Origin of the sequence: Curtobacterium sp. SL109 (genome assembly GCF_026672405.1) — a bacterium.
GTDB lineage: Bacteria > Actinomycetota > Actinomycetes > Actinomycetales > Microbacteriaceae > Curtobacterium.
The window spans coordinates 1,917,650-1,930,287 of record NZ_JAPPRB010000002.1 but is presented as its reverse complement, the minus strand read 5'-3'; the positions used below and the strand labels follow the sequence as shown (position 1 = coordinate 1,930,287).

The following is a 12,638-nucleotide window of genomic DNA, read 5'->3' as shown; positions in this document are numbered from 1 at the left end:
CACTGACTCTCCACCGGTCGTCGGCGGCGCATCCCGCACGAGTACGCGTCGGGCTAGCGTCACGGGATGCAGCAGTGGGAAGCGGACGACGCCCGGCGGAAGCACATGGCTCGGTTCCGGCGGCGCGACACTGCACCGGAGCTCGCGCTGCGCCGGGTCCTGCACGCACGGGGCCGACGGTTCTTCGTCGACCGGCTCGTCAGCTCACGCACTCGGACGCGGGCTGACCTCGTCTTCTCTCGTGCCCGGGTAGCAGTCTTCGTCGACGGCTGCTTCTGGCACTTCTGCGAGGAGCACGCGCACCTGCCGAAGGCGAACGCCGAACTGTGGCGGACGAAGCTCCTGGCGAACCGGCAGCGGGATGCTCGGCACGACGAGGTGCTCCGCGCTGAGGGGTGGAAGGTCGTCCGCGTGTGGGAGCACGAGGACCCGGTTCAGGCCGCTGACCGAGTGGAGCGTGAACTCGCGCTCTGGGCTCACATCGTCGATGGTCGACGAGCCTCAAGCACGCCGACCAGTCCGCTGAACCGCACGACGACGCCGGCGTGACGCCGACGTGTTCAACATCGCGTTGCAGTCGTGTCCGATGCCGCGTCACTCCTCGTAGTCGTCGAGCGATCCTGCAGCACACGGTGAGAGGACGCGGATGGCGACCGTCGTGTTGCTGACCTGGTAGGCGGCGCTGGCTGCCCCCGCCTCGTCCGCGGTTGCCGAGTACAGGATGCCGCGCTTCTCGCCGAAGTCCGTCGTCGACGGAGAGACAGTCAGCCCCTCGGCCGTCCAGAACCGCTGGAACGTCGTGGCGAGTTGCTTCGCGTCCGTTCGGATCCTCGCGGTCACGTAGTACCCGAACCGAACGCCGCCTTCGCACTGTTCTGCGCTTGGGGGCGTGTCGCTGGCCAGGGCAGATCGGCTTGCTTCTCGGTGTCGTTCAGCAGCTGCACCGCTGCCCTCTGCGCATCGCGCGGCGTTGACACGGCTCCCTGCCCTGCTGCGCACGCACTTGCCCCGAGTCCCACGATCAAGGTGAGAGCTGCCAGACGGCAGGTCTTGCTTCGGTTGCTGCTCACCGCATCGTCCCTTTCGGGGCGCTGACCGAGCCAAACACCCGATTGGCTCCGAGAAGCGGATCAGCATCGTGAGGAGGATGACTGCCCTCACGCCGTGCGCTGCTCACTCGTAGTCGCTGATGTTCCCCTCGGCGCACTGAGAATCAACGTACAAGTTGATGCCAGTGCTGGAGATCTCGTACGAGCCCCAGGGCATCCGATCCGCACGAGCGGTGGCTGAGTACATGACACCGTACTTGCCGAAGTCTTCCTGGGATGGCTTGACCTCAAGACCACGGCTCGTCCAGTACGACTGGAGTGTCGAAGCGATCTTCTGTGAGTCCACATCTGTGTCCACCGAGACGAAGTACTGGAATCGCACCCCGACATCTCCATCGGAACATCGCGTAGCCACGGGTGTGGGCACCGGGGGCCATGCGACGTCCTGTTCGTGCTGCATGGTGTCCTTCAAGAACGCAACGGCTGCTGCTCTGGCGTCGTCGGCGTGCACGTTCGAACCTCCGGTAGCGGCGCAACCGCTGAGGAGGAGCATCACTGAGGAGAAGATCGCCGCTGACGCGATGAGCTTGTGTTGTCTCACTGTGGTCGGTGCAAGAAAAGACGATCACCGGTACTCATCGGGATCGCCCTTCACGCAGACGGAGTTGACGTAGACGTTCGCTCTGATCGTGGTCGCGCTCATCGAAGCGCTCGGTTTCCCCGTCGCCTTCGCGACGACGGCGAAGATGTCGCCATGGTCGGCATCGATGTTCGTCCGAGTCTTGGTGAGTCGGTATCCCTGCTGTTCCCAACGGTCACTCGCCGCATGGACGAGTCCCTCTGGGTCAGAAGGGGAGTCCGCTTCCATGAAGTACGTGAACTGCACGCCGCGCTCCGCCCCGACAGTGCAGTCGTTCGGAACCGGTCTGGGCAGATCCTGGCCCCAGATCTCGGGAGCGGGCGCTACGACGGCCTGCAATTCTGCGACTGCCTGCGCCTGGACCTGCTTGACCGTCATGCTCTTCTCGTTTCCCGTCGTGGAGCACCCTGCAGTTGACAGCGTGAGGATGAGGATGCCGACTAGGGCCGACATCCGGAACGTGACCAACGATCTACACCTCACCTCAGAGTCGGTTTCGCCGTCTGCAGGGGACTGTTCGTGTCAGCCTCCGGGTATCCGTGCCCGCCGTCGGCGACGCCAGATGGGTCGACGGGAAGCGGTCAAGTCGCACGTGAATCGGTACACCCGAACTACCCGAACCCAAAATGTTCAGGTCCGCTCGCCGAGCCGGGACATCACCGCGATGACGTTCTCGATCAAGACGCCCTCCCTCGGAGCGTCACTGCTCGTAGTCGTCGAGCGATCCTTCTGCGCACTGCGAGACGACTCGGATGACGACCGTCGTGTCACTGATCTGGTACGCCGCGCTGGGAGCCCCTTCTTTGTCAGCCGTCGCCGAATAAAGGATTCCTCGCCTCTGTCCGAAATCCGTCTTCGAGGGTGAGACCGTGAGCCCTTTGGACTCCCAGAACCGCTGGAACGTCTCGGCGAGTTGTTTGGTGTCTGTCTCCACTTGCACCGGCACGTAGTAACCGAACCTGACGCCACTCTCGCAACGCTCTGCACTTGGTGACGGCGTTGTCGGCCAGGCCAGATCGGCCTGACGCTCCGATTCTTCAAGCAGACGGATCGCCGCTTGCTGCGCCTCATGTGGCGATGTCATGGCTCCCTGCCCCTTTGCGCACCCGCCCGCACTGAGTCCGACGACCAGGCCGAGCAGGACGACGCGAACGATCTTGTCTCGATTGCGGGTCAAGGCATCGTCACTTTCGCTGTCTCGGCAAGCGTTCTTGTACCCACGTCAAGGTACCCGTGATCCGGCGATCCCTTCGGTGCAATCAGGTCGTGGATGTCGACGTCGACCGCTCCCCGTGTCTCCATGACGGAAGCTCCGGCGAAGCCATCCGCCGGATCAGCTCGATGTGGAACGCTGTACTTCCGACCGATGTACGCCACATCCCCTTTCTCAGCTGCTTGCGCCGCATACATGTGTTCTGCGTGCGTGGCCGCAGCATCCGGAACAGTAGCTGGGATGCCCGCCGACCCGTATGTCACGAAGGAGTGCACTCCCACTGTCGGAGTCTGCGACAGCGCGAGTGACGCCATAGTCGAGCCGTACGAGTGAGCTGCGACGTTGAGCTGCGCATCCTCGCGGACCGACCTGAAGCCTGAGAGATCCGCTGCGAGTTTCGGAGCGCCTGAATTCGCATACGACTCCCCGAGAACGCCGAGGTTCCCAGTGGTCAATGCATTGGGCGGGGCCGCGTACCCAAGCCAGGTGACGACTGCGCTGTCGACCGTGTCGTCCAGCTGTTGCTGGGTTCCGATCACGTTCGCCCCCGCCCGCATGTACTGGGTCGTATCCGCGAGAGACGACCCCATTCCGGGAACGAGGAAGGTCACGCCGTCCACGGTGTCGAGGTCACCCACCGAGAACGCCCCGAGGGGTGGATGCCCAGGATGGAACGTGACCATCTGCCGAGGCACCTGCTTCACCAGGTCGAGTTCAGTCCGTGGCGCTGCCAGGTAGTTCTTGATTGCATCGTGCTGCTGCTCCGCGGCACGGAGCTTCGCCAGGGCCCGGGAGTAGGCGGTCCGACCCACTGCACTCGCGACCGACTCCTTCGCACGCTTCAGATCAGCCTTCGCAGAATCGAAGGCCTTCTCCGCGCTGATCCGGTTCGCCTGGTCCCGCGCCCAGTACGCGACGCCGTTGAGATTGCCGATCACTGCGGGCAGGGCGGTGATCAACCCGTCCTGGGCAGCGGAGTGCTCGCCCGCACTCCCACGGCCGCCCATGCTGTCCCACCACTGCTTCACGACGTCTGGCTCCATCGATGCGAGTCGCGTCTCGATCTGCTTCTGCAGCGCGGCGAGTTGTTCCGGCGGCATCGTGGTGAGGGCCGCGAGGAAGGCAGCGTCGGACATCGACGGCATCGATGCGGCGAAGGAGATGGTGTTCCCGACGACGTCCGAACCGGAGAGTGCGGACGCGGCCGCACGGTCGGCAGCCTGGCGACGCGCCACGAGCTCCGTCCACTGCGTCGCGAGCCGCGCTTGCGTCAGAGCGAGGTCATCGCTCGAGCTCTGGAGACGACGCAGGGCAGCCCGATCAGCATCGGACGCGTCATCGGCGTGCGCGGCGTGCGCTGCTCGGGCAGTCGAGTTCGCGTTTCTCGCGACGTCGGCCGCCGCGTTGTCCTGAGCGATCCGGATGCGCTGGGCTTCGTCCTGGATCTGCCGGACCTGTTCGGCGTAGGTCTCCAGCGCGGTCGCGGCGGCGTCGACCCGATTGCGGACTCGGTTCGCGGCATCGGGGAGTGTCGATGCCGTCGCGGTGAAGCGTTGCCTGGACGCACCTTGCCATCCGTCGGCAAGGGCGGAGGCTCGGGTCGTCGCGCTCGCGCCGGCCGCGATGGATCGTGAGCGCTCGGTGAGCTGCTTCGCCAGTCGCTTGATCGTTCCGGGGTCCCCGGACAGGGGATCCGCGGTCATCTGCCCGCCGCCTTCCCGGCGAGGTCCTGGTCAACGTCTTGGAACGACGACTTGGTGTCGTGGGCATAGGTCGAGAGAGTCATCGCGCTGTCGCTGAGCCACTGGGCCATCTGCTGCTGCATTGCTCGCATCGTCGCGAACGCCTGGTCGACCTCGGAAGCACCGAACGCGCCAGTTGGACCGTCGACCGAACCGTGCGCGAATGACCTGGCCGCCGAGTCCATCCGCTCAGACACCTGGTCGAGCACGTCGTACGACACCGTGAGTGCGGCCATGCGGATCCCCCTCTTCGCCGGGACAACTCCCCGACGGCAACATATCAGACGTACCTCGATCGGACAGCTTCCTCGACCGGAGCACGGCGGAAAGTCCATACGCCATCCTCCGAGCGGATGCGTCGGATGTCCGTCCCACTCGAAGCAAGCGAGCCAGCGAACGGCCGTCGTGAGCTCACGACCGAGGTTCGTCGGTCCGGTACCCCTGGTCCTCCCAGTGCCGAGCTGCTGCATGGACGGGGCTTCTAGGGCTCGACGGGCTCCATGCGGCATGCTCGCGGGCACCAACCGAACTACGCGTCCTCCTTCGTTGTGATGGCATGAGTGATGTTCTTCTCTCCCCTGCTAGCGTGACGGACGGTCGGCGGAGGGGCTGGCGACCAGACGCCGTCAGGATGCGGCCAGGGGATGTGGTGATTCGTGCGGCGAGCAGTCAGGATCGGTGGCACATTCGCGGTCGCGGCGACCTTGGTCCTGGTCAGCGGGTGCGCAATGAATGACGGCGCCCCACTGGATGCTCAAGTCGAAATCAGCCGAGCAAAGGCTCTGACTCAACGGACGGAACTCGCGGCCGTCTGGCTGCTCCCGAAATCGGACGTCAAGAACATCAAGCAGCTCTCGAAAGGAACGTTCCTGCGCTGCTCCGCCGGATATCAGTGGAGCGGGAACACCCGAGTGACGTTGGGCGACGGGGTGGACGGCGCTACAGCGCAGAAGCAAATCGCCGTCGCAGCAAAGAAGCGCGGTGACGACGTCAGCCTGGACACCGTTCTGGCCGGAGGCAAGCGCTACTCCAGCACGACGGAACAGGGTGTCCTGCTGCTCGTGACGGTGTGGGACGAGGGCCGAGCGATCGAAGTGAACTCCGCGTCGCCGTGCTTCGACCCGCCGTCGGACTTCGACAAGCCTCGGACGTTCTGAGTTGCGTTGGATCGTGATTGGCATTGCGGCAAGTGTCGCGCTGCTCCTCAACGGGTGCGCGCGTTCCGACCAGCCCCAGCTGGAGACGCCCTCAGAGACGATCGAGAAGGCGAAGAGCGCAACCCAGGACGGTGTCGTGCAGGTGGCTGATCTGGCACCCGACACCCTGGTTCAGGGGCTGGATCAGAGTCCGACCGGATCGTTGGTCTCTTGCCGGGACGGCAAGCAGTGGGCCGGGCACGCGACGGTGACGCTTCGGCGGAGCGCGAACGCAGCTGCGGTCATCGATGGCATCGAGGACTCCATCTCCGACACAGAATGGATTGCCTCGCGAGACACGACTGGTCAGGGCAAGAGCCGACTCACCCTTCGATCGAACTCGGGCCTGTCCCTTCTGATCAGACCGGATGGCGGAGCGTCGATCAACATCGCCTCGTTCTCGGACTGTTTCGCTCTGCCATCCGACTTCGTACCTGCACGGTCGTACTGAACCGTGTCCGATGCTCGCGATGGCCGTGGTTCGCTCAGGGGTGGTGCACGATGAAGTCCGCACATGTGTTGCTCGGGCTGACATTGGTCATCGGACTCAGTGGATGTGCATTGAAGAGTGACCTGCCAATGAACCCTCAGGACCGGATTCTCCTCGTCAAGTCACAAGCGCAGGCAGCCGAGATGAAAACGGCTGAGCTCGTCCCCCGCGATGTCCGCGCCGATATTCGACAAGCAGACAAGGGAACGCTCCTGTCGTGCTCCGGCGGCCGGCAGTGGTCTGGCAGCACCAGGATCCAGCTGAAGAACCCGATCGACGGTGAGCGGGTGGTGAACCAGCTCGGCAAGGTAGCGCTCGACCACGGCTTCAGGGTCACGCGCAGCACCACGCCCGATGGAGCTGCCCGCTTGCGCCTCGTCGATGGCCGCGGAACGACGGTGTACGCGTCGACGTGGGTGGATGGGAGATCGATCGAGGTCAATTCGTTCTCGAAGTGTTTCCCGCTCCCGAAAAGCTTCCACCCTGAACGCTCCTACTAGCGCGTCGGGCGAACGGCCGGGCGGAAGGAGAACTGTCAGCATGAACCCTAGAAGGCGCCCCTGGGTCGGGTTCGGAGCGCTCACGCTCCTCATCGCGCTCGCAGGCTGCTCCTCGTCGAGCCTCCCCGATGAGCCGAGCGAGCGAATCGCAGCCGCGAAGGCCGCAAGCCAGTCGGCAGAAGACACCGTGGCCGACTTCGTTCCTCGTGAAGAGGTTGAACGCCGTCACCAGATCCCCACCGGCAACCTCATGTCGTGCTCGTCCGGCAAACAGTGGTCAGGCAACACGACCATGCACCTGGTGCGTCGGTACGACGCGGATCGGCTCGTCGACACCGTCGCCCGGAAGGCGACTCGCGCAGGTTTCACGCTCGAACGAGACGTCTCCCGATCGGGAACGCCTCGCTTGAGCCTGACGAACGATGCGGGTGTCTCGCTGCTCTTCGGGGTCTGGAATCACGGCACAGTCGTCAACATCGACTCGTTCTCGATGTGCTTCTCACTACCGACCGGCTTCTCGCCACACCCGTCGTACTGACTTGGCTCGACCTTCATCCCCCACGGCTCGTACTAGCCGCGCGCAGGTTCGTTCTGACACTGCTGCGAGGTCCCGAGCGACTTCAGGACGAGCTGAGACCTCGAGCACCATCCTCCGATCGGAGGACCCCACCCCGCCCGCCCCACCGATCCGCCGACCGCCTCCCCCGATCAGGCTGGTCTCATGCCCGACTCCTCCGCCATCGAGGTCCACCACCTCGCGAAGCAGTACCCCACCGGCAGACGCGCCGTTGACGACGTCTCCTTCACGATCGAGCGCGGGGAGACCTTCGCCCTCCTCGGCCCCAACGGCGCCGGCAAGTCCACGACCGTCGAGATCCTCGAGGGCCACCGCTCCCGCACCGGCGGCGACGTCCGCGTCCTCGGCCACGACCCCGCGAAGGCGAGCCGCAGCCACAACGCCCGCATCGGCATCGTCCTGCAGTCGAGCGCGGAGTCCCCGAACGTCACGGTCGCCGAGCAGCTGAACCACTTCGCCAAGCTCTACCCGAAGCACCGCACCACGGACGAGCTCCTGCACGCGACAGGGCTCGAGACGCACCGCAACGTCCGCCTGAGCAAGTTGTCCGGCGGTCAGCGTCGCCGCGTCGACGTCGCGCTCGGAATCATCGGCCGCCCCGAGGTCCTCTTCGTCGACGAGCCGACGACCGGCTTCGACCCCGAGGCGCGTCGCCAGTTCTGGGACCTCCTCCGACAGGTCCAGCGTGAGGGCACGACCATCCTCCTGACGACGCACTACCTCGACGAGGCTGCCCACCTGGCCGATCGGGCGGCGGTGATCGTCGACGGCCGGCTGCTGGACATCGCGCCGATCGACGAGCTCGGGGGTCGGGCAGCCCGGCAACCTCGAGTGATCTGGCGGGATCCCGACGGTCAACGAAACGAAGAACGAACCACCGACCCGACCACGCTGATCCGCAGCAACACGGACCCGATGCACGACCTCGAAGTCATCCGCCCGTCCCTCGAGGACGTCTACCTGGAGATGGTGGGACACGCATGAACCCGGCAACCGTGGGCATCGCCCGCATCAGCTACGAACTCCGCTCCTACTTCCGGGCGCCCGAGTCCGTCTTCTTCACGTTCCTGTTCCCGATCATCATGCTGGCGCTGTTCTCCGTCGCGTTCAGCAGCGCCGCCGACATCCAGGCCGGTCCCGGCACGAGCGTCGACTACGCCACCTACTACCTCCCCGGTCTCGTCGCGACCGGCATCCTCCTGTCGGGCACCCAGGCCCTCGGTGTCGACATCGCGACCGAACGCAGCGACGGCACCCTCAAGCGCCTCGGCGGCACGCCCCTCCCCGTTCTGAGCTACTTCGTCGGCAAGATCGGCATGGTCCTGGTGACCACGTTCGTCCAGACGGCGATCCTGCTGGCCGTGGCGAGCCTCCTGTTCGGTGTCGACCTGCCGACCGACGTGAGCCGCTGGGGTGTCTTCGCCGGCGTCCTCCTCCTCGGCATCGCCACCAGCTGCGTCCTGGGCATCGCGATCTCCGCCCTCCCCCGTGAAGGTCGCCGTGCCACCGCCACCATCGTCCCGGTGGTCCTGGTCCTGCAGTTCATCTCCGGCGTCTACCTCCCCTTCACCCAACTTCCCGCCTGGTTGCAGGATGTGGCGTCCGTCTTCCCCCTCCGGTGGATGGCGTCCGGCATGCGGTCGGTGTTCCTGCCGCAGGCGTTCGAGTCCGGTGAGCCGGGAGGCTCGTGGCAGCTCGGCCTGGGAACCCTGGTGCTGGTCGGTTGGCTGGTCCTGGGCACGGTGGCCTGCGTGGTCACCTTCCGGTGGAACCGCAAGGACGCCTGATGCCCCGGCACGTCCGGCCTGTGGACAACTGCCTGCGGCCCCCTGAAGGGTGGGATGCTGTCGGCATGGACACGGTCACGGAGCGCGAGGACACCTGGGTACGGAACCGGTGGCTGCACGCCTTCTTCGCTGCCACCATGTCCCTGACCGCGGTGATCGCGGTGTTCGGCTGGTCCCCCTGGTCGACCCGGTGGCCGGCGTTCGCGATGATCGTCGTGCTGGTCGTCGCCTACGCGGCGTACGGGCACCGGGGCTATGACAGTCATCGACCGGCAGCGGCGTTCCTGCCGTTGGTGGTCCTCGCCGCTGCCGTGCTGCCGGCAGTGACACCGAGCACGGCCTTCGTGCAGTGCATCCTCTTCCCGCTCGTGTGGTGCCAGTCGCAACGCATCCGCACCGGCGTCGTGCTCTCGGTCGCCGTCGGCGTCGCGAGCGGCATCGGCCTGCAGGTCAGCGGCGGCCCGGACGAGATCGTGAGCACCCTGCTCATCGAGGGCATCAGCGTCGTGGGCGCGTCCGCGATGGGCGTCTGGATCTCGAGCATCGCCGGCCTGTCGGAGTCCCGCCGCGCCCTGCTCGACGAGCTCCGAGCGACGCAGACATCCCTCGCTGAGGCGAACCGCGCCGCCGGCATCGCGAGCGAACGGGAACGTCTCGCCCGGGAGATCCACGACACCGTCGCGCAGAACCTGGCCGGCATCGTCATGCTGACCGAACGCGCCCGCCGTGACCTCGCCGACGACCACAGCGACGCGCTCGAGGAACGCCTGACAGTCCTCGAGGAGTCAGCCCGAGCAGCACTCGAGGAGTCACGCGTCCTCGTCGCCGCCGGAGCCGCTGGAGCGTCCCACGACAGCCTCGCCGGCGTCCTGCACCGCCTCGGCGAACGGCACACCCGCGAGACCGGCACACCGGTGACCATCGAGGCGGCGGACTGCCCGCTGGACCGCGACGCGCAGGTGGTCCTGTTGCGTGTCGCCCAGGAGGCCCTGGCCAACGTCCGCGCGCACGCCAACGCCGCCTCGGTGGGCGTCGCACTGCACCACGCGCCCGAGCAGACCGTCCTGCGGATCCAGGACGACGGCGTCGGCTTCGCCACCGCCGCCCGGAGCGTCGGCCGCGGGCTCGCCGGGCTCAGGGAACGGCTCGCCCTCGCTGGCGGGACCTGCGTCGTGACCAGCGCTCCGGGCGACGGCACCACCGTGACGGCGACGCTGCCCACGGTGACCACCGCCGGACCGGTCCTCCCGCACCAGGGGACGCCGAGCCTCCCGGCCGTCGCGCGCCCCGTGGCGGAGGTGACCCGGTGATCCGCGTCGTCGTGGCGGACGACCACCCCATCGTGTGGGCCGGCATCGTCGCGCTGCTGCAGTCGGCGCCGGACGTCGACGTCGTCGGTCAGGCGTCCGACGGCGAGGCCGCCGTGTCGATCGTCCGCGCCGAACGCCCCGACGTCGTGCTGATGGACCTTCGTATGCCGCTCCTCGACGGCGACGCGGCGACCGCGCAGATCGTCGCTGCGCAGCCCGACGTCCGCGTGCTCATCCTCACGACGTACGAGTCCGACGACCAGATCCTCGCGGCGATCGAAGCCGGCGCCACCGGCTACCTGCTCAAGGCCGCGCCCGAGACGGAGATCCTCGCCGGCGTGCGGGCGACAGCCCGAGGCGAGACCGCGCTCGCTCCCTCAGCGGCCGCGGCCCTCGTGCGTCGCGCGACCGGAGGAACGCCCGTCGGCCCGAACCTGACACCGCGGGAACTCGAGGTCATGCGGCTCGTCGCGCAGGGCAACAGCAACCCCGCCATCGGCAGGGCCCTGTTCCTCAGCGAGACGACCGTGAAGACACACCTCGGCCACGTGTTCGAGAAGCTCGGCGTGAACGACCGCACGCGTGCCGTGACCCGCGCGATGGAGCTCCACCTCCTACCCTGATCGCGGAGCTCTATATATCACACTCCGGCTGATGTACGGTCGACGCATGAGCAACCAAGCCACTGCCGCATGGGTCGGCGTCATCATCACACTCGTGATCTCGATCTGGAGCATCACCGTCGCACGACGCGCCGAACGCACCGCGAGGACGGAGCGGAGCGTTCGCGAGGCCGCCAAGGTCAGCGCCTGGATCTCCACCACCTGGTCGGTCTCCGCGCCGGAGGACGACTCCCAGAAGAGCAACATCCTGGTCATCCGGAACTCGTCCGATGCGGTCATCCACGATGTGGAGGCCACGGCGCTGATGAACAAGCGAGAAGCGACCTTCTCTGCTGCGGTGTGCCCGCCAGGAGAGTCCTTCGCGACCTGGAAGCCGGGCGGGCGCTTCGCGTGGGAACTCCTCGCGTCGTGCAGTGAACTGGCCACCGGGAACCGGGGATCCCGGGCGTTCACGAAGAGCCCGAACTGGAGGCTCGTCTCCCTCCGGTTCACCGATGCCTTCGGGGCTCGCTGGGAGTACCGGTCCGGCGAGGGCGTCACGCTCGTGCGGTGACCGTCACCAGGTGAGGACGAACCGGCCTCGGGTCCCGCCGGCCTCGAGCCGCTCGTGCGCCTCCGTGGCACTCGACGCCGGCAGCACCTCGGCGATGCGCGGCGTGATCGTGCCGCCCTCCACGCCGTGGCGCAGTCGCTCGAGCTTGTCGAACGAGCGGTACTCCTTCCCGACGAGCGCCCGCTCGAACCGGACGCCCTCGGCGCCGTTCCCCTCCCAGCCCCGCACGTCGATGAACACGCCGCCCTGGCGGAGTGCCGGGACGACGACGTCACGCTGGACCGCACAGTCGGCGAGGGCGTCGACACCCTCGGGCACGATGCGCCGGACAGCCTCCGCGAAGGACTCGCCGCGCGGGACGATGTGGTCCGGCCCGAGGGACCGCACGAGGGTCTCGTCCTTCTCGGCAGCGTCAGCGATCACCGTGATGCCCTCGGACGTCGCGAGCTGCACGAGGTAGTTGCCGAGCAGGCCGGCTGCGCCGGTGACAGCGAGGGTGTCGCCCCGGGAGAGCCCCGCCAGCTCGAGGATCTGGATGGCGGTGAGCCCGTTCATCGGGATCGTGGACGCCAGCTCCATCGAGGTGCCGCGCGGGATCCGGGTGAAGGACCCGACCGGGGCGACGAGCTCCTCGACGTAGGCCCCGCCGTGGGCGGTCAGGGGCAGTGCGATCGCCATGACCTCGTCACCGACGGCCCACCCGTCGACGTCCGGGCCGACCTCGTCGATCACCCCGGCAGCGTCCATGCCCGGCACGTAGGGAGCGGACGCGTGCGAGCTGTCTCGCTGCCCCGCGCGCACGCCCGTGTCCGTGGGGTTGACGGCGAACGCTCCGACCCGGATGCGGACGGACCCGGCACCGGCGTGCGGCTCCTGGACCTCGTGGACGGCGAGGGCCTCGGGCCCTCCGAACTGCTGCACTCCGACGACCTTCACCCGTCCGGTCTACCGGCCTCGA

Annotated in this window: 17 protein-coding genes; 10 read left to right on the top strand and 7 right to left on the bottom strand. The window is 66.9% G+C overall.

The window, feature by feature from the left end; genetic code table 11:
* Positions 1-66 precede the first annotated feature (66 nt).
* Positions 67-549 carry a very short patch repair endonuclease gene (locus OVA28_RS10635; protein ID WP_268096915.1) on the top strand — a complete coding sequence of 161 codons (483 nt, stop codon included), beginning with the start codon at positions 67-69 and terminating at the stop codon, positions 547-549.
* A gap of 45 nt (positions 550-594) precedes the next feature.
* On the opposite strand, the gene OVA28_RS10630 is transcribed toward OVA28_RS10635, so the two are convergent.
* From OVA28_RS10630 to OVA28_RS10605, 6 genes are all read right to left on the bottom strand, one after another.
* Complete coding sequence (locus OVA28_RS10630; protein WP_268096914.1) at positions 595-840, bottom strand: hypothetical protein; 246 nt, start codon at positions 838-840, stop codon at positions 595-597.
* 333 nt (positions 841-1,173) lie between these two features.
* Positions 1,174-1,560 carry a hypothetical protein gene (locus OVA28_RS10625; RefSeq protein WP_268096913.1) on the bottom strand — a complete coding sequence of 129 codons (387 nt, stop codon included), beginning with the start codon at positions 1,558-1,560 and terminating at the stop codon, positions 1,174-1,176.
* Positions 1,561-1,674: 114 nt separating this feature from the next.
* Positions 1,675-2,067, bottom strand: a complete 393-nt coding sequence (locus OVA28_RS10620) for a hypothetical protein (RefSeq protein ID WP_268096912.1) — start codon at positions 2,065-2,067, stop codon at positions 1,675-1,677.
* Positions 2,068-2,389: 322 nt separating this feature from the next.
* Positions 2,390-2,866 (bottom strand): hypothetical protein, encoded by a 477-nt coding sequence (locus OVA28_RS10615; RefSeq protein ID WP_268096911.1) that lies wholly within the window; start codon positions 2,864-2,866, stop codon positions 2,390-2,392.
* Positions 2,863-4,605 (bottom strand): alpha/beta hydrolase, encoded by a 1,743-nt coding sequence (locus tag OVA28_RS10610; RefSeq protein WP_268096910.1) that lies wholly within the window; start codon positions 4,603-4,605, stop codon positions 2,863-2,865. Before OVA28_RS10610 ends, OVA28_RS10615 begins: the two co-directional genes overlap by 4 nt.
* Entirely contained in the window at positions 4,602-4,880 is a 279-nt protein-coding gene (locus OVA28_RS10605; protein WP_268096909.1) for a hypothetical protein, read from the bottom strand. Before OVA28_RS10605 ends, OVA28_RS10610 begins: the two co-directional genes overlap by 4 nt.
* Positions 4,881-5,372: 492 nt before the next feature.
* On the opposite strand from OVA28_RS10605, the gene OVA28_RS10600 reads away from it, so the two are divergent.
* The 9 genes from OVA28_RS10600 to OVA28_RS10560 all read left to right on the top strand — a co-directional run bounded on the left by OVA28_RS10600 (position 5,373) and on the right by OVA28_RS10560 (position 11,680).
* The gene (locus OVA28_RS10600) at positions 5,373-5,801 is read left to right on the top strand and encodes a hypothetical protein (RefSeq protein WP_268096908.1); all 429 of its coding nucleotides are present in this window, start codon (positions 5,373-5,375) and stop codon (positions 5,799-5,801) included.
* Between the two features lies 1 nt (position 5,802).
* A complete protein-coding gene (locus OVA28_RS10595; protein WP_268096907.1) occupies positions 5,803-6,291 on the top strand; it encodes a hypothetical protein in 489 nt (162 codons plus the stop codon).
* 50 nt (positions 6,292-6,341) lie between these two features.
* Positions 6,342-6,830 carry a hypothetical protein gene (locus OVA28_RS10590; protein WP_268096906.1) on the top strand — a complete coding sequence of 163 codons (489 nt, stop codon included), beginning with the start codon at positions 6,342-6,344 and terminating at the stop codon, positions 6,828-6,830.
* Positions 6,831-7,017: 187 nt separating this feature from the next.
* Positions 7,018-7,368, top strand: coding sequence for a hypothetical protein (locus tag OVA28_RS10585; protein ID WP_268096905.1), 351 nt, complete (start codon positions 7,018-7,020; stop codon positions 7,366-7,368).
* A gap of 183 nt (positions 7,369-7,551) precedes the next feature.
* On the top strand, positions 7,552-8,391 hold the full coding sequence (locus OVA28_RS10580) for an ABC transporter ATP-binding protein (RefSeq protein ID WP_268096904.1): 840 nt from the start codon (positions 7,552-7,554) through the stop codon (positions 8,389-8,391).
* Positions 8,388-9,194 carry an ABC transporter permease gene (locus OVA28_RS10575; RefSeq protein WP_268096903.1) on the top strand — a complete coding sequence of 269 codons (807 nt, stop codon included), beginning with the start codon at positions 8,388-8,390 and terminating at the stop codon, positions 9,192-9,194. Before OVA28_RS10580 ends, OVA28_RS10575 begins: the two co-directional genes overlap by 4 nt.
* A 65-nt stretch (positions 9,195-9,259) precedes the next feature.
* Positions 9,260-10,504, top strand: coding sequence for a sensor histidine kinase (locus tag OVA28_RS10570; protein WP_268096902.1), 1,245 nt, complete (start codon positions 9,260-9,262; stop codon positions 10,502-10,504).
* Positions 10,501-11,127, top strand: a complete 627-nt coding sequence (locus tag OVA28_RS10565; RefSeq protein WP_268096901.1) for a response regulator transcription factor — start codon at positions 10,501-10,503, stop codon at positions 11,125-11,127. The genes OVA28_RS10570 and OVA28_RS10565 overlap by 4 nt, the downstream gene beginning before the upstream one ends.
* Before the next feature lie 46 nt (positions 11,128-11,173).
* Positions 11,174-11,680: a hypothetical protein gene (locus OVA28_RS10560; protein ID WP_268096900.1), complete on the top strand. Its 507-nt coding sequence runs from the start codon at positions 11,174-11,176 to the stop codon at positions 11,678-11,680.
* A 3-nt stretch (positions 11,681-11,683) separates the two neighbouring features.
* Here the strand turns inward: OVA28_RS10560 and OVA28_RS10555 are convergent, their stop codons facing one another.
* The gene (locus tag OVA28_RS10555; protein WP_268096899.1) at positions 11,684-12,616 is read right to left on the bottom strand and encodes an NADP-dependent oxidoreductase; all 933 of its coding nucleotides are present in this window, start codon (positions 12,614-12,616) and stop codon (positions 11,684-11,686) included.
* Positions 12,617-12,638 lie beyond the last annotated feature (22 nt).